Genomic DNA, 16,910 nt, shown 5'->3' with positions numbered 1-16,910 from the left:
ATGTTCATACAAGATTATTTTTCACCGCAAAGACCGCCAGCTGAGTGCGGTCTTTAAGCCCCAGCTTTTCGAGCAGTCTTGAGATGTTGTTTCTTACCGTACCCTCCGCAAGAAAAAGCTTTGCCGCTATCTCCTTGTTGTCGCAGCCGTCGCAGATAAGCGCCATCAGCTCTTTGTCCCTTTCGGAAAGCTCAAAGCCTGCGGTACGTGTCTGAGGAGCGGGCATGGTCTGCTTTATTGAGGAAAATACGCTGGCGCCGAATACATTTATGCCGCTGTGAACGGTCTTTACGGCGTTTATTATCTTCTCATTCTCCATTTCCTTGAGGATATATCCGTCCGCTCCGCAGGCAACAGCCTTCTGCACCGTTTCGCTGTCGTCAAAGGTGGTGAGGACAAGCACCTTTATGTTCGGGAAATGGGTCTTTATCTGCCTTGTGCCGTATTCGCCGTCATATTCGGGCATACGCATATCCATGAGCACCACATCGGGGGAGCGCTTTATGCACATTTCAAGAGCTTCCTTTCCGTTGGCTGCCTGCCCCGCAACACTTATCCCGCTGTCCTGAGACAAAACCGCTTCAAGCCCCCGTCTCAGTATCTCCACATCATCGACAATAAGTACCTTTATCATGACTGTGCTCCTTTCTGCGCTTCGGGAACGGGTATTTTTATCACCGCCGAGAAGCCTATCCCCTCACCCGATTTGAAAAGGGCAGTGCCGCCCAGCTCCTCTGTCCTTTCCGATATACCTCTCAGTCCGTTATGGGCGGTTATTTCTTTGCAGCCTCTGCCGTTGTCGAATACATAAAGCTCAAGAGACGTGTCAAGGAATTTCACGATAACATCTATCCTGTCCGCGCCCGAGTATCTTACGCTGTTGGTTATCAGCTCACGAAAGCTGCTGTAAATATTCTGCACGCAGAAGGCATATCTGCCGTCCTCCGTGCCCTGTATGCAAAGCTCGGTCTTAATATCCCTTACAGCGTCGGTCACAGTCTTGACAGCGGCGGTCACGGTGGTCATAAAGCTGTCCTCACGAAGATTGTTTATGGAGCAGCGAAGCTGTGTAAGACCGCCTCTCGCAAGGGATTCCGTTTCGTCCATAAAGCCTCTGAGCTCCGAAAGCTGCGGAGACTCGGGCATTTCGGAAAGTCTGACCTTTGAAAGCTTTGCAAGGGAGCTTATCATGGTAAAGGTGTGTCCTGCGGTGTCGTGGACCTCCTGGGCTATCCTGTTTCGTTCACGCTCAATTGCAAGCTTCTGCCTTGCTCCGGCAAGCTCGTCTGTTTTTTCGATAAGCTGATAGTATCTTGATATGTCCGAAACTATCACCAGCTGAGCAACGGCAATTCCCTTATCGTCACGGCAGTGGTAATGCTTTATCCCCAGGTGAAGTCCGTCCTTTTCTATCTCGGCATAGTCGAAATCCTCTGTCAGAGGGCTTTCCGAAAAGTCTGATATATAGCTTATGAATGAGTCAAGGTCGGTCTTTTCGGAAATATCCAGCATACGCCCTGCCGCACTGCTCAGGTAGGTTATCCTGCCCTGACGGCTGAAAACTATCACGCCCTCCTCAATGATATTAAATGCGTCCTCGAAGGCAACGTCATTAACGTTCAGAAAGCCATAGCGATAGGTAGCAAGCAGCACAAGTATGGCTGACAGCGCCAGGGACAGTGGAGTAAGGGCAAAATCCAGGGTTATCACATTAACAAGGGTCAGCAGATTTATAGACAGGGGTATTGCCGTGGCAAGGGTGAGCAGCACCGCCTGACCCCTTGAACGCTGCTTGTTCTCGAAGCACTGCCTGCAAACAAGTGCGATGCCGCAGAGCATTGACAGGTATATGTATATCTGGCTCACGAAAAACAGGGGACCGTGAGTTACTCCCTGCATTGAAAGCTCGGTATAATAAAGCCTGTGCAGGGGATTTGTGGCGGCGGCGAGGAATATAAGGGAGGAAAAGCCCAGAGTGCCGTACAGAAGGGGCTTTGAAAGCTCCCTGTCCATATAGCTCACCGCAAACAGCAGCCAGCAGCTGCCGATAAAGCTTATTCCCAGATTGCCGATGTCATAGCCTATGAGCAGCTGTCTTTCGCTTTCTGACAGTATTATTATAAACTGTGATATTATCCACAGCAGCAGGGAAAACTGACAGCCCACAAAGCTGAATGTGACCCTGCTGCGGCTGCCCTTTACCATCAGCCATATCATAGATATGCAGATGAGGGCGAGCGCCGCAAGGAGCATAGCCGTAAGGGTACAGAGCATACCTTCGCTCATTTTCCGTAAGTTCCTTTCAGATGTTTTTGTGTGTCAGTATAATTATATATCATATCCGCCCGAAAATCAAGCTATGCAGTGTAATTACCATGTCCAGTCCTCGAAAAATCTTCCTGCCTTTTCTTTAAGCTCTCTGCCCTTTTTGATGAAGTATTCATTTGCGGAGGCAACGGCGATAAGCAGGAGCCCCACGACCAGCAGATACACCCACCAGTCTATCATTCGGAAGAAATCTCTGAAAATATAGAGAGTAAGCCCCGTGAGTGCCACCGACGAAACCGCGAACCAGCGCTTTTTCTTTCGGACAAAGGAGAAGAGAAGGATCACCAGAGAAACGCCGAGAACGATAAGGGTGTTGAACAAATTCTGACGGGAAAGAGCCTCTATTATAAGGCACATAAAGGAAATGCCGTAAACCGCCGCGGAGAAATTTTCCGAAAGCTTCGGATATTTTTTCCATATCTTCGAGAACACAAAGCCGAATATGCAGATAAGTCCCAGGGTTATTTTGAAGGAGAAAAGAGGGTCGCTTACGGTAAGGAAGGGGCGGTTTATAAGAGCGATGGTAAACAGACCATAGCCTGCGGTAAGAAATGCCTTGTTCAGGTCATCGTGCTGCTCTTTCCTTGCAAGGTTTGCGGTAAATATGGCAAGGAGGGTAAGCACGGCGAACACACTTGCATTGCCGCTCAGAACGTCAAGCATGGGGATGCTGAGGATCATACCCGTACAGAAGGTGTCGAGGCGGAAGAGCTCCGCTTCCTTTTCCAAAAGCTTTTTGGAGAAGAACATTCTTGAAGCGATAAGACAAGCCGCCGAAAATGTAACTGCCGCAAGGATATGCACGGCACTGCTGTCCATAGGTTCTGCCATATTCGCGATATTTACCAGGGCGATCGCCGAGCCTGTCATTGTGAGAAGTGAGGGCAGGTTATTTGCCGATCTTCCGAAAAGCCCCGTGAGCAGAACGGTGACAGCAAGGATAAGAAGCTGTATTCCCATAGAGGAGCTTTCTAAGCCGATAAGCGCCATTACGGAAGCGGTGATTGCAAAGGAGTAAAATACTGCGCCCGAGCGTTTTTTGGTTATCAGAAGTGCTGCGGCAATGAGCGCAAGCACAGCGGCATTTACCCCATATTCAAAGCAGTAGGGCAAAGTATTTCCGATCATCGAAGCTGCGGAAAATACCATTCCCGTCACAGGGAGGGGGAGAAGTATGCCGAATATCTTTGCCAAAGAGTTATCCTTCTCGGCAGACTTGATAAGCAGGAGAATGAGGAGAAGTGCGAAGCCGAGAATTTCAAAAATACCTTCATCAGCTGTCTGACAAAGTGAAGAGATCATCACAGCGGCAGGCAGGAAGATATCCGAAAATACGGTTCTGATGGGCTTTGCGAAATGATGTATGAGCGCCGAAGCGAAGAGAATACAAACGAGTATGAAAAGGGGAGCGTTTGTAAATTTGTCATCAATAAGGCAGTAAGCATTATACATAGCAAAGCTGCTTATGACACATTCCGCCGCTTTCAGCAGGCTGTTATTAAAGCGTATTCCCCACACAGCGGTGTACAGAATATACACAGCCGCAGTGACTATGCAGTAAATATCCCAGTCGGTGTTATCAGCTATGAGCATACCTGCCGAAGCTATGGCGGCAGCGATGTTCAGCAGTATTTCCGATACCTTTGCGGCGGGCAGCCATTTTTCGGGAGCCTTGAGGAAGGTCACATCTCCTGCGGCTGTGAAAAGTACGGCAAGCAGCGCCAGAGATAGTATCAGGCATTTTTCTCCTGGCGCAAGCTCGGCAAGGAGAAGGACTGTGAAAATAAGTCCTGTCATATGAGCGAATACTGCCCAGCGCGCTTTTGTATATTCGCTGTGTCCCAGATATGCCATTGCGGTCACAGCCATAGCCATAGCTATGTATATTCCTGCGCAGGCATAGCATTCGTAAGACCAATTGCCGAAGGAATTTATCATCTGACAGCCCGAGTACAATACGCTCGGAATGAAAAGGACAGCTGCGGAGAGGTCAAGGGGAATTATCCAGCCATCGGGCTTTTTAAGGCTGAATGTATAGACAAAATTCAGATAAATCACAGCGAACACGGTCAGGAAGAGAGCAAACTGCAATTCATTTGCCGAAAGCTCGGAAAGGGTGATAAGAGCAAAGGCAATTCCCATAAGCTGTGACAGCACGCCGAAAACCGTTTTGCCGTAAATGTGGTGTCCATTGTATGCCATAATGGTTACGGCGGCGCTCTGAATGATGTAAAGGGCAGCTATTGCATAGCACTCGTAAGACCAATTGCCGAAGGAATTTATCATCTGACAGCCCGAGTACAATACGCTCGGAATGAAAAGGACAGCTGCGGAGAGGTCAAGGGGAATTATCCAGCCATCGGGCTTTTTAAGGCTGAATGTATAGACAAGGTTCAGGTAGATCACAGCGAATAGGGTCAGGAAGAGAGCAAACTGCAATTCATTTGCCGCAAGCTCGGAAAGGGTGATAAGAGCAAAGGCAATGCCCGTAAGCTGTGACAGCACGCCGAAAACCGTTTTGCCGTAAATGTGGTGTCCCTTGTATGCCATAATGGTGACGGCGGCGCTCTGAATGATGTAAAGGGCTGCAATGATAAAGCAGGCGGCGTCCCATTGTCCGAAATTTTCTCCAAGCACGAATATCGAGCATATGGAGCTTATAAGTCCGAGGACCGATGAAGCAATATCCACAGCGCCTTTCCAGCCCTCGGGAAGCCTTGCGGAAACGGAGTAGACTGCATTTACAAGCACGAGGAAAAGCACCGTAAGAATCAAAGCGGCGGCTGCGGCGCTTGCGGATATCTCAGCAACAAGCATTACCGTGAATGCCATGCCCGTAAACATCGAGACAAATGCGGAGGAGGCTTTTTCGTACACGTTATGTCCGTAAACCGCCATAATTCCCACTGCAAAGGAGTTGACTATGTACAGTCCTGCGACCGCAAAGCATACGAAGTTCCATTCGCCAAAGCTTCTGCCGAGTGCGGTGAAGGAGGATATGAGCCCTGTTGCATAGAGCAAAAGTGCGGAGAATTTCACAGAGCCCTCCCATTCATCGGGGATATTTACATTAAGCGTAAAGAAGCCGCCGATGAAAAGGAGCGCGGATATTGTAAGTATCAGTGCGAAAACCTGAAGGCTGTCCGAAAGCTGCCACATCAAAGCTACAGAGAAGAATATTCCCGAAAGAAGGGAGACTGCGGCAGGGAAACGGCTTTTGTATATGCGATGACCCTTAAAGCCCATAACTGCTGCGATGACAGAGCGGAGAGCATACAGTCCGGCACAGGCATATGCCAATGCGGAATTTGTAAACATAGAAGCAGCGCCGCTTATGAGAGCCACGGCATAAAGCACAGCGGAAACCGCTTTCACGGGCTTTTCCCATTTGTCGGATATTCTGATATCAAGAGTGTAAACGATCGTATTTACCGCAAGGGTCAGAAGTGCCATAAGAAGTGCGAACATTCCCTTTTCGTCGGATATATGAATTAGAAGCAGAACTGCGGACAATGCACCGCCCGAAACGGATATATATGCAGCGGAGAGCTTGTTGAAAATGCTCCGTCCTCTTGCGGACAGAAGGCAGATGATAAGTGCGGCGAGGGAGAAAAGTATGAGATCTCCGCCGCCCGTTACGGAAAGATAGCTTCCGAACAGTCCGAAATATCCTGCGGTCAGCAGAGTTATCGCAGAGAAGAATGTGCCGAGATTGAAGAATGCAAAGGCTGTGCTTTCGAGCTTTAGCTTTTTATGTGCAAATGCGCTGATGCCGAAAAACAGAGCGGTTATTATTCCCACAGCGCAGGTCCTGCCAAGCTTGCCCAGATTTACCCATACGGCTGTGGAGAAAACCAGTCCTGCAAGTATTACGAAAATAACGCCAATGGTCATAAGTACGGACATTGCGCCTGCACGCTTGTTTGTATCGCGCTTTTGGGCGGGGGCAGCCTTGAGGGGAGAAGGCTGTCTGACTGCTTTTGCCGTTTCCTCGTCTCTGAAAACAGGCTTTGCAGGCTGTACGGGAGCGGCACTGCTTTTTTCGGGAGCATTATGTACAGCGGGTCTCGGCTGCCTGAGGGTATTTGCAGTCCCTTCGTCTGCGAGCACAGGACGTGCAGGCTCTGCGGGTGCAGGCTGCTTTACGGGCGTGATGACCGTATCGGGAGACGGCGCTTCCCTATGTACGTCAGCCGCAGTGACAGGCTTAGCGGGAGCTTTGCTGTGTTCATGACTGTCGGAAAAAACGGGAGCGCTTTCCGAAGCGGTTTTCAGTGAAGAAACGGGAGCTTCTTTTTTGACGCTCAGGTCCACGTATTCCGAGCAGCTTATCCTGCCGCTGTTGTAAAGCTCGGTAATAAAGCTTTCAAGCTTTGATTTTCTTTTGCTGCTTATTATTGTGAGAGGGATAAGCACGATGGGTGACAATATCCATGCTATGATAAACAGATATACCATAAGACCGCCTCCGTATTTAGCTTATACTAATAACCAATTGTTCTATGGATAAAGACGGTGGATAGAATACGACAAATCAAGGAAAACGACCGCAGGCGGGCTGTCGCCCGGCAAGGGAGTTTGACGCAGAGTTGGCGTATTATAGCCGCCGTATTTTGTCCATAGGTTAATTGGTTATTAGTATTAGTCAAATTATACCATTATTTTCCGGGTCGGAGCAATATGCCGTTTGTAATTATCGGAGTGACATTTGTCACTTTTTTTCGGATATACAAAAAAAGCAAGTCCGCAACAGGCTTCGGACTTGCTTTTATTTCACTTTGATGATTTTATAAAAATGCTGTCAAAAACATCGCAGGGAACGGGCTTTGAATAGTAAAAGCCCTGAGCAGCATTGCAGCCGCATTCATAGAGAAACTTTGCCTGATCTCCCGTCTCAACGCCTTCTGCAATAATATCAAGACCGATATCTCTCGACATTGAAATGGTGTGGGAAATGATCTTCCTCCCCCTGTCGGACTCCATAAATTCCGAAAGGAAGCCTCTGTCTATCTTCAAAACGTCAAACTGAGTGGTCTTGAGCATATTGAGGGAGGAGTAGCCCGAACCGAAATCGTCCATAAGCATTGTGAAGCCGTTGTCCTTGAACTGCTTGACGATGCTCTCCACGCCGTCCGAGTCTACCGATTCGGTTATCTCAAGCTCCAGAAGCTCAATGGGGATATCGTACTTTGCCACAAGCTCCTTGAGGACCTTTATGGACTCGTCACCGTTTAAGTATTCACGGGAAATGTTCACCGAGATAGGCACAGGCTCAACGCCCTTGTCTATCCAGTCTCTTATCTTGCGGCACGCCTTTTCCCAGATTATCCTGTCAAGCTTGACGATAAAGCCGTTTTTCTCAAATACGGGAACAAATTCGGCAGGGGAGATAAGACCCTTCTGGGGGTGTATCCATCTTGCCAGCGCTTCTGCGCCGATTATCCTGCCGGTGGAAATGCAGTATTTCGGCTGGAGATACATTGCAAATTCATCGTTTGCGACAGCCTTGTGCATATCCTCCTCGATTATCTGCTTATGGCGGATATCGCTCATCATCCGCTCCTCGTAGAAGCATATATTCTGAAGCGCATTGCCCTTTATAGACTGCCTTGCCATTGCTGCAAGGTCGCCGTAATATCTTGTGTGCCTGCTCCTGTCATCTACAATGGAAACACCGAAAATAAAGCGGTAATCCATTCCATTGTAGCCGCTGAGCCTGCTTTCGATACGGTGGATAAAATCAAGTATCTCCTGCTTTTCGTTAAAGCACATCACGACCATAAATACGTCTGCCGTAAGGCGGCAGAAGGGCTGCTCGGGGGTGCAGATAACGTGCATGGAATCATTGAAAAATTTTATCAGCTCGTCGCCTGTTTCATTGCCGTAGGTCTGGTTTATGAGCTTGAACCGTTCAACATCAAACTGTATAAATGCGATATTTCTGTCCGGATTGTTTTTTAATAGATCGGCAACTATTTTGCCGTATATACCGGGGTTTTTATCCGATGAGAAGCTGTCCAGGATCTGCCTGTCAAAGTCCTCCTTTTTGGTAAAGGGACGGATATTGACAAGGACTTCGTTTATCCTGCCCTTTTCGTCTCTGAGGAAAAGGTTATATATATGACAGAAGCGAAATTCATCATTCTCATCAAAGCGCATTTTAACGTCCAGAGGCAGCTCGCCGTGTTCTATACCCGAGGAAATGCCTTCCTTCACGCTTGCGCGGAAAACATCGAACACAGGAAGATGCTCGGGCGCGATAAGCCCGTGCCGGCAGATATATTCATAGGGATCTTCCGCATCATTGCCGATGATATGCCTGCCGCCCATATACACAACGGTGTTCTCCCGGCATTTCCAGAGGAAATGAGCGGTCTCCACGTCATTTCTGAAAATATTTTTTATTGCTTCCATATAGTTTCCATTTTCATTTGCGACGTTCATTTTATCACCGCCTGCGTAAAGTTTATATGTTAATTATAACATATATGGTAATGCATTTCAAGTAAAATTGTATAATGTATACAATTTTCTATATTTTCAACAAATAAAGTACCGCCTGTTAGTCAACATATATCATTAAACGTTTTCAAAAATTCACAAACAGGACGCCCTGTCCGTTTTTTGGGGGACAGGGCGCAGGGATTATTCATATTGTCATATCAAAGCTGATCGGCAATATTGTAAATAAGCTTTTCCGACTTTTCCCAGCCCAGGCAGGGGTCGGTGATGGACTTGCCGTAGGTGCCTTCTTCCACCTTCTGGCAGCCGTCCTCGATGTAGCTCTCTATCATAAAGCCCTTTACTATGCTGCGGATATCGCTGTTGTGGCGGCAGCTGTGGAGGACTTCGTTGCATATCCTGATCTGCTCAAGGTACTGCTTGCCCGAGTTTGCGTGGTTCGCGTCGATGATAACAGCCATATTTTCAAGGTTCTTGGCGCTGTACATATCGTAAAGACGCACAAGGTCCTCATAGTGGTAGTTGGGGTGAGAGTTGCCGTGCTTGTCCACATAGCCTCTGAGAATGGCGTGGGTAAGGGGATTGCCCTTGCTGCGCGCTTCCCAGCCTCTGTAGAGGAAGGTGTGCTGTGACTGAGCGGCGATGATGGAGTTGAGCATAACTGAATAGTCGCCGCTGGTGGGATTCTTCATACCAACGGGTATCATAAGACCGCTGGCGGTAAGGCGGTGCTGCTGGTTCTCAACGGAACGCGCGCCTACCGCAACATAAGAAAGGATATCCGAAAGATATCTGTGATTTTCGGGGTAGAGCATTTCATCTGCGCAGGCAAGACCTGTTTCGGTAAGTGCTCTTGTGTGGAGCTTTCTGATGGCGATAAGACCCTCAAGCATATCCTCGGACTTTGTGGGGTCGGGCTGGTGTACCATGCCCTTGTAGCCCTGACCTGTGGTACGGGGCTTGTTGGTGTAAATTCTGGGGATAATGATTATCTTGTCCTTGACCTTGTCCTGTACCTTTGCAAGGCGGTTTACGTAATCGAGAACGCTGTCCTCTCTGTCGGCGGAGCAGGGACCGATTATGAGCAGGAACTTATCCGATTTGCCCGTAAATACATCGGCTATCTCCGCGTCGCGCTCAGCCTTGACCTTTTTTACCTCTTCGGGAATGGGGAACTGCGCCTTTATATCCTGAGGGATAGGCAGCTTTCTGACGAAATCCATATTCATCATAACAAAAAACAAACTCCTTTATATTTTCCGCTTGTAAGGGGCGGACAAAAATTTATGTATATCTACCGCAGAAATAATTTACTGCTTTAAAGTACGATATATCCACTTTGACATTATATCATATAAAAATAAGTTTGTCAAGAAAAAATCGTAATAATTCCCGATGATATGCCAAAAAAATTTTCGGAGCATAGGTATGCCTGTTTATTTACGGCGGTCAATTAGCGAATGATTTAAGGAGCGATTGTTGAATATTTATAAATTATGCATCTGCCTATTGTGCATATCGTCAAATATTGTGAAAGGCTATTGACATTGGGACACATCAGTGTTATAGTTAGTTACATAAGTAATTAACCAATTATCTAAGGAGGTGCCTGAATGTATCTTGATCTGGACGGCGACAAGCCTATCTATGTGCAGATGGCGGAGTGGATAGAGGAAAATATCCTTTCGGGAACATTTCCCGAGGAGTCGCAGATCCCCTCTACCACCGACATTTCGGCGCAGTACAAAATAAATCCCGCAACTGCGCTGAAGGGAGTAAACATTTTAGTTGACAAAGGGATAATCTACAAGAAAAGGGGTCTGGGTATGTTTGTGTGCAAGGGCGCGGAGGATAAGCTCCGCAGCGAAAGAAAGCAGGAATTTTTCGAAAAGTTCGTAAAGACACTTCTCAGCGAGGCGGAAAAGCTCCACATCACCAAAAGCGAGATAGTCGATATGATAGAGAAAGGCAGTGATGATAAATGAGCGTTATCGAGATAAAGAATATTTCCAAAAGCTTCGGTAAAAATCAGGCGCTGAGCGATGTTACCCTGACCTTAAAGGAAAACTGCATTTACGGACTTCTCGGCAGAAACGGCGCAGGAAAATCCACCCTGATGAATATAATAGACAACCGTATCTTTGCGGACAGCGGCGAGATACTCATTGACGGAGCCCCAAACCGTGAAAATGACAAGGCTCTCGGCAAGCTCCATATGATGAGCGAGCAGCTTCTTTATGCTCCTTCTCTCAAGGTAACGGATATGTTCAAGGCGGCTGCCTGCTTTTATCCCGAGTATGATATGGAGTATGCGCTGAAACTCAGCCAGGAGTATAAGCTCAACACAAAGGCAAAGCTCCAGAAGCTCTCCACAGGCTACCGTTCCATTGCAAAGATAATAAACGCTCTTGCCTGCAACGCACAGGTGGTTTTCCTCGATGAGCCTGTTCTGGGACTTGACGCAAATCACCGCGATATGTTCTACAGGCAGCTTATTGAAAAATACAACTCCCGTCCCGCTACCTTTGTAATATCCACCCATCTTATCGAGGAAGCCGCAGGACTTATAGAAAGAGCCGTGGTCATAAAGGACGGCAGGCTCCTTCTTGACGAGGACTCGGAGGCCATCCGCTCAATGGGCTACAGTGTTTCCGGCAGGGCAAGCCTTGTGGACGAATATGTTAAGGGAAAAGATGTTATGAACGAGGAAACTCTCGGAGGTCTCAAGACCGCATACATAAAGGGCGACCGCACTCAGGCGGATATCCCTCCGGAGCTTGATGTACAGCCTCTCAGTCTCCAGTCCCTGTTTATCCATCTTACAAATTCATAATGAAAGGAAGGTCATATATGACAAAGCAAGGCTTTATTTCATCATATAAATATCAGCTCCGCAGGATAATCCTTCCCCCGCTGATATCCATTGCTTCGGCAGTTGCGGTAATGCTTTTTACGGTGGGACTTGTGAATTACAGCTTTGACGGTGAATTTACCTTTGAGAACGGAGGAATATTCTGTCTTGACGCTCTTGAGGCATTTATGTTCTTCCTTTACGGCTGTATCTACATACCCGAATTTATGAACGCAGGAGCCGCAAACGGTGTTTCCAGAACTACCACGCTTATTGCATCAATGGCGTCATATTTCACAAGCTCGGCAATTTGCTCGGCGGCAGTCTCGGTCATCTCACCGCTCGTCAATCTCATTTGCGGCGACGGCAGCGGCGATGTTTTCCTTCTTGAAATATTATACGGCGAAAGAAGACTTTATATGTTTTACGGCGAAAACGCATTTGTTGTCAGAATAAGATTATTCGTAATGATCACATTCTTCTGCTTCCTCTTCGCCGCTGTGGGAATGGCATTCTCCTCAATTTATTACAGGCTCCCCAGAAAGGGCAATGTGATCTTTTCGGTAATACTTATGGTGATCTGCTTCTTCGGATATCCATTCTCAAATATGATGCTTGAAGAGCGGGGAATCGACATTGACGAGATACTCAACCAATTCTTTGACGGCTTGGGAAGGCTTCTGGGAATGGCTCATGTAAACGGAAGTATGGCAGGAAACTGCGTTCAGGGTGCGGTCATGATGTTTGTATTTGCCGCAGTATTCGGAGTTATCGCATGGCTGTTTGTACGTCGGGCAAGCGTCAAGCCTGCGCCTATCAGAGGAGAATAAGGGGGAGAGAATATGAAAATACATAAGCTTATCCCTCTGCTCCTTGCCGCTGTTTGCTTTACAGCCTGCGCACAGATACCACCTGTCAAGGACATCGTTCCGACCGAGCAGCAAAAAACTGTTGCTCCGCCCGAGGACGGCTGGACGGCGGAGAAAATAATGAGCGTATCCTACATAGGCGGCAATCAGCTTGAGTATCCTCTTACGCTCAGAAGTCTGGGTGCAGGAGTAAGCCTGACCGATATTATGTGGAGCGGCGAGGACGAAAATGAAAGAGCGTATTTTCTGGAGGACGCTTCGGATTCAAGCGCCGTATGGATTGGAACGACCTATGCAGAGGTGGAGTTCGGCAAGGAATACTCTCAGATAACCGCAGACGATCCCATGACAAAAATAATGTTTTACGGAGAAGAATTTTCCGTAAACGGCATAAAGAAAAATGCGTCTGCTGACGATGTTGTCAAAGCCTTCGGTGACCCCGATAATATAACGGAGGTCGGAAAAGTGCGGACGATATACGCTTACAGCGACAGGGAAAGCGGAGAGGAATTTATGACGGTGGCACTTGATAACGATAAAAAAGTGCTGAGCATAAATGTGGATCTGTAAAATAAAAACGGCTGAGCCTTCTTCGGTTCAGCCGTTTTAATGTATATAGATCATTCGGTTTCCTGAGGTTCTTCCCTTTCGGGTATCTCCACATCAAGATAAGATTTAAGGTAATCTATCTGATACTGAAGATCGTCTATCTGAGCCGCATAAGCCGCTTCCTTTTCAGCCTGCTTCTTTTCGAGCTTGTGGGTGTTTGCGAGGTTGATGGTGTAAAGAGCGGTGACAACGACTGCAAATGCGGTAAGCAATGCGGTAAGGGGATTGAGCCAGCCCTTGCTTTCTTCCTTTTCGGTGATAAAGGAGGCAATGCCTGTATGAGACAGAGCCTTTGAGAGGGCAAAGTAAAGGGGAATTGCGATAACGCAGGCAAGAACGCCGTTGATGGTCGATGTTATGGCATTAACGCTTGTGAGCTTCAGTGCTACAGATGCAGGCTCACCCAGAAGGAGCTGACTGATAAAGGTCTTGAGAAGGTAGAGAACGATGTACACAAGCTGTCCTGCAACTGCGCCGATACCCGATGCAAGACCGCCTTTAAGTCTGCCGAACAAGAGACCTGCCAGCAGGCACATGGAATTTCCCAGATGTATTCTTGTGACCAGTGTGCCGTTGGGTATCTTTATCTGCAAATAGTTTCCCGCATAAACGAGCGCCGCCATAAGTCCCACGATAACAAGGGAATAAAGCTTTTTGTTCCCTGCGGTGCGCTGAATGGATCTTTCTGACATAATAAGTATCCTCCCATAAAAATTTTCCGTATATCATATTACTCCCATAGGATAAAAAAATCAATCCCTGCATTTTTTGGTAACAAATTTCCTGAAATGTGCAGACTGTACTATTTATAATAGGTATATAGTTGTATTTTTGACTTTGCACACAAAAAAATTCTCCGAAAAATCACAAAATGATCCCTCTCACGAAAAAATAGATAATTTTTCATGAGAGGGATTTGCCTAATATGTGAAATATGCCGATATGAGGATTTAATCATTCATTAACATCTTCCGAAAGCTGTTCGGATACCACTGCAGTTTCGGGGACGGTCTCAGCCGATGTCCCGGGAATTTCCGCATAGTCTGCGCCGCCCGTATCTTCACGGACAGCCTCGGAAATTTTTCTCGTTATCCCTGCAAGACGGGCGGTGGGGCGCTCGGTGAGTGACGCGTCTATCACAAAAACGTGCCCCTCGGAAAATGCGGAAAGCTGTGAGGACAGCTCGCTGTCGATATCCGATGATTCAAGGGGATGGGCAAGGAGTATTACCTGTGGGTCGGCGGCAAGAAGCTCCTCGGGGGTAAGGGTGAGAGAGGTGTTCCCCGCGGCGATATTCCTGCCGAAATGGGCTGCAAAGTCTCCCGCAAAGGAGTCGCCTGTGGCTGCGGAAAAGCCGTCATCGGTGATATTCATTATAAACACAAGACTCTCGCAGGAGCCTTTAGCTTCACTGAGAGCCGCTCTCAGGTCTTCCGTTGCCTTGTCGGCTCTTTCTTCGCCCTCAAGGCTGCCCGAAAATATCAGGGAAAGGGAGCGGTAATTCTCGGTCAGCTCCTCTGCGGAACGGGGCGCGGGAATGCTGAGGACCGATATCCCTGCCTGAGAAAGACGGGTGATGTCCTTGTTTGCGATAGGGCTCTGGGTAATGAGCAGGGCGGGGGAGAGCTTTATTATCCCGTCAATGTCGGGGTTAACGGCAGACCCTGCCGCAGGGATATTCTCCGCCTCTTCGGGATAGCAGCAGTAGTCGCTTCGGCAGATGAGCCTGTCGCCGTATCCCAGCTCAAAGAGCATTTCCGTCACCGCAGGGGACAGGGAGCCCACGGTCTCGGGTGAGCTGTTGAAGGTAAGTCCCCCCACCGTAACGGGATAGGGAGCGGCTTCGGAAACAGAGACGTCCGCCATTACAGCCTCGTCCTCCTCGTTTTCGGTTATCTGAGTGCAGCCGCAGAGGAATACTGCCGCCGCCGAAAAAATAAGTATAAGTTTTTTTATCATAGTTCATCTCACTGATTTTTGTATTGAAAATATGGTGTTACAAGAACCTATTTCATTATACCACATATCCGCAGGATTATGTGAACAAACCGTTAAATCATTTATTTGGTGAATTTTATTTCCAATAATGCTTGACGAAAAAAAAGGATTGTAATATAATATATTTATATGCGGATCAAAATTCGTAAATTTACCGAAAGGTCGTGAAGAGGAATGATACGTGCTGCTGAAGCAATGGTTAGATGTCTTAGATCGGAGGGCGTCAAGGTCGTCTTCGGCTATCCCGGCGCGGCAATTTGTCCTTTTTATGACGAACTGTACCGTTCAGATATACATCACGTGCTGGTAAGGCACGAGGCAAACGCAGGCCACGAGGCAAGCGGATACGCAAGGATAACCAACAAGCCTGCGGTGTGCATAGCCACATCGGGACCGGGTGCCACAAATCTCCTTACAGCAATAGCTACCGCCTATGCCGACAGCGTTCCCCTTATCTGTATCACAGGACAGGTCTCCACAGACCAGATAGGCTGCGACGTTTTCCAGGAAGTGGACATTACAGGCGCCGCTCAGCCCTTTGTTAAGCACAGCTATCTTGTCAAGGACGCTTCAATGCTTCCCCGTATATTCAAGGAGGCATTTTATCTCGCAGGCACGGGCAGAAAGGGTCCCGTTCTTATCGACGTTCCCATTGATATACAGAATACGCTCATTGATTTCGAGTACCCCGAGACCGTTTCAATGCGTACATATAAGCCCACCGTCAAGGGCAATCCCATGCAGATAAAGAAGATCTGCGAGGCTGTTGAAAATGCAAAAAGACCCCTTATCTGCGCAGGCGGAGGAATTTTCCTGGCAGGCGCCGAGAAGGAGCTTATCGAATTTGCGGAGAAGGCAAAGGTGCCCGCTGTTTCCACTATGATGGGACTGAGCCTTTTCCCCACCGACCACCCATTGTATCTGGGCATGCTGGGTATGCACGGCGTTAAGTCTGCAAACCGTGCTGTAACCGAGTGCGACACTATGATACTCATAGGCGCAAGAGTGGGCGACAGAGCGGTAAAATCCCCCACCTTCCTTGCGGAAAACAAGCAGATAATCCATATTGATATAGACCCTGCGGAAATAGGCAAGAACATTCCCGTTGATATCCCTCTTGTAGGCGACTGCAAGACGATACTTTCAGAGCTTGCCGAAAAGATTGGCGAGGTAAGCCACGATGAATGGCTCTCCGAGCTTGCGGAAATCAAGAACGATGTTCCCGAAAATGAGGAAACAGAGGGGTTTATCAATCCCAAGGTGTTCCTGAGAAAGCTTTCCGACAGAATGCCTGCGGACACCGTTTGCGTTGCCGATGTGGGACAGAACCAGATATGGTGCTGCAACAACTACGGCATAAAAGAGGGCGGCAGATTTATGACCTCGGGCGGAATGGGCACAATGGGCTACTCCGTTCCCTGCGCGATAGGCGCAAAGATGGCTGCTCCCGAAAGACAGGTGGTTGCGGTTTGCGGCGACGGCTCCTTCCAGATGCAGATGATGGAGCTTGCCACCATTATGCAGGAGAAAATTGCCGTCAAGATAATCGTTATGCGCAATAATTACCTTGGTATGGTAAGAGAGCTCCAGACTAAGGGCTACGGCGACAGACAGATCGCGGTAAGCCTTGACGGAAGCCCCGATTTTGTTGCTCTTGCCCGTGCATACGGCATTGAGTCCGAGAGAGTTTCCACAATGGCTGAGGCTGAGGAAAAGATTGAAAAGCTGGCTTCCTCGGACAAGCCCTATCTCCTTGAATGCGACGTTTACAGCCTTGAGTCCACACTCTGATA

At 48.1% G+C, this 16,910-nt stretch carries 12 protein-coding genes; 5 read left to right on the top strand and 7 right to left on the bottom strand.

Annotated elements, in window-relative coordinates; genetic code table 11:
• Positions 1–4 precede the first annotated feature (4 nt).
• From ACI4J0_RS00590 to ACI4J0_RS00570, 5 genes are all read right to left on the bottom strand, one after another.
• Positions 5–634: a response regulator gene (locus ACI4J0_RS00590; protein ID WP_439763873.1), complete on the bottom strand. Its 630-nt coding sequence runs from the start codon at positions 632–634 to the stop codon at positions 5–7.
• A complete protein-coding gene (locus ACI4J0_RS00585) occupies positions 631–2,286 on the bottom strand; it encodes a histidine kinase N-terminal 7TM domain-containing protein (RefSeq protein WP_439763872.1) in 1,656 nt (551 codons plus the stop codon). Before ACI4J0_RS00585 ends, ACI4J0_RS00590 begins: the two co-directional genes overlap by 4 nt.
• Positions 2,287–2,370: 84 nt before the next feature.
• On the bottom strand, positions 2,371–6,786 hold the full coding sequence (locus tag ACI4J0_RS00580; protein ID WP_439763871.1) for a hypothetical protein: 4,416 nt from the start codon (positions 6,784–6,786) through the stop codon (positions 2,371–2,373).
• A gap of 315 nt (positions 6,787–7,101) precedes the next feature.
• A complete protein-coding gene (locus ACI4J0_RS00575; protein WP_439763870.1) occupies positions 7,102–8,772 on the bottom strand; it encodes a putative bifunctional diguanylate cyclase/phosphodiesterase in 1,671 nt (556 codons plus the stop codon).
• A gap of 218 nt (positions 8,773–8,990) precedes the next feature.
• Entirely contained in the window at positions 8,991–10,019 is a 1,029-nt protein-coding gene (locus ACI4J0_RS00570; RefSeq protein WP_439763888.1) for a 3-deoxy-7-phosphoheptulonate synthase, read from the bottom strand.
• Between the two features lie 384 nt (positions 10,020–10,403).
• Here ACI4J0_RS00570 and ACI4J0_RS00565 point away from each other — a divergent pair, with 384 nt between their 5' ends.
• The 4 genes from ACI4J0_RS00565 to ACI4J0_RS00550 are packed head-to-tail and all read left to right on the top strand — an operon-like array spanning position 10,404 to position 13,080.
• Positions 10,404–10,775, top strand: a complete 372-nt coding sequence (locus ACI4J0_RS00565) for a GntR family transcriptional regulator (RefSeq protein ID WP_439763869.1) — start codon at positions 10,404–10,406, stop codon at positions 10,773–10,775.
• The gene (locus ACI4J0_RS00560) at positions 10,772–11,623 is read left to right on the top strand and encodes an ATP-binding cassette domain-containing protein (RefSeq protein WP_439763868.1); all 852 of its coding nucleotides are present in this window, start codon (positions 10,772–10,774) and stop codon (positions 11,621–11,623) included. The genes ACI4J0_RS00565 and ACI4J0_RS00560 overlap by 4 nt, the downstream gene beginning before the upstream one ends.
• A gap of 17 nt (positions 11,624–11,640) precedes the next feature.
• A complete protein-coding gene (locus ACI4J0_RS00555; protein WP_439763867.1) occupies positions 11,641–12,471 on the top strand; it encodes a hypothetical protein in 831 nt (276 codons plus the stop codon).
• Between the two features lie 12 nt (positions 12,472–12,483).
• Positions 12,484–13,080 carry a hypothetical protein gene (locus ACI4J0_RS00550; protein ID WP_439763866.1) on the top strand — a complete coding sequence of 199 codons (597 nt, stop codon included), beginning with the start codon at positions 12,484–12,486 and terminating at the stop codon, positions 13,078–13,080.
• Positions 13,081–13,130: 50 nt separating this feature from the next.
• Here ACI4J0_RS00550 and ACI4J0_RS00545 read toward each other — a convergent pair whose 3' ends face one another.
• Together ACI4J0_RS00545 and ACI4J0_RS00540 are read right to left on the bottom strand one after the other, a co-directional pair.
• Positions 13,131–13,811: an ECF transporter S component gene (locus ACI4J0_RS00545; RefSeq protein ID WP_439763865.1), complete on the bottom strand. Its 681-nt coding sequence runs from the start codon at positions 13,809–13,811 to the stop codon at positions 13,131–13,133.
• A gap of 262 nt (positions 13,812–14,073) precedes the next feature.
• Positions 14,074–15,078, bottom strand: coding sequence for an ABC transporter substrate-binding protein (locus tag ACI4J0_RS00540; protein WP_439763864.1), 1,005 nt, complete (start codon positions 15,076–15,078; stop codon positions 14,074–14,076).
• Positions 15,079–15,291: 213 nt separating this feature from the next.
• On the opposite strand from ACI4J0_RS00540, the gene ilvB reads away from it, so the two are divergent.
• Positions 15,292–16,908: a biosynthetic-type acetolactate synthase large subunit gene (gene ilvB / locus ACI4J0_RS00535; protein ID WP_439763863.1), complete on the top strand. Its 1,617-nt coding sequence runs from the start codon at positions 15,292–15,294 to the stop codon at positions 16,906–16,908.
• Positions 16,909–16,910 lie beyond the last annotated feature (2 nt).

It is taken from the genome of Huintestinicola sp. (assembly GCF_051882455.1).
Classification (GTDB): domain Bacteria; phylum Bacillota; class Clostridia; order Oscillospirales; family Ruminococcaceae; genus Huintestinicola.
The sequence above is the reverse complement of the archived record's forward strand: the minus strand, read 5'-3'. Positions and strand labels throughout refer to the sequence as shown.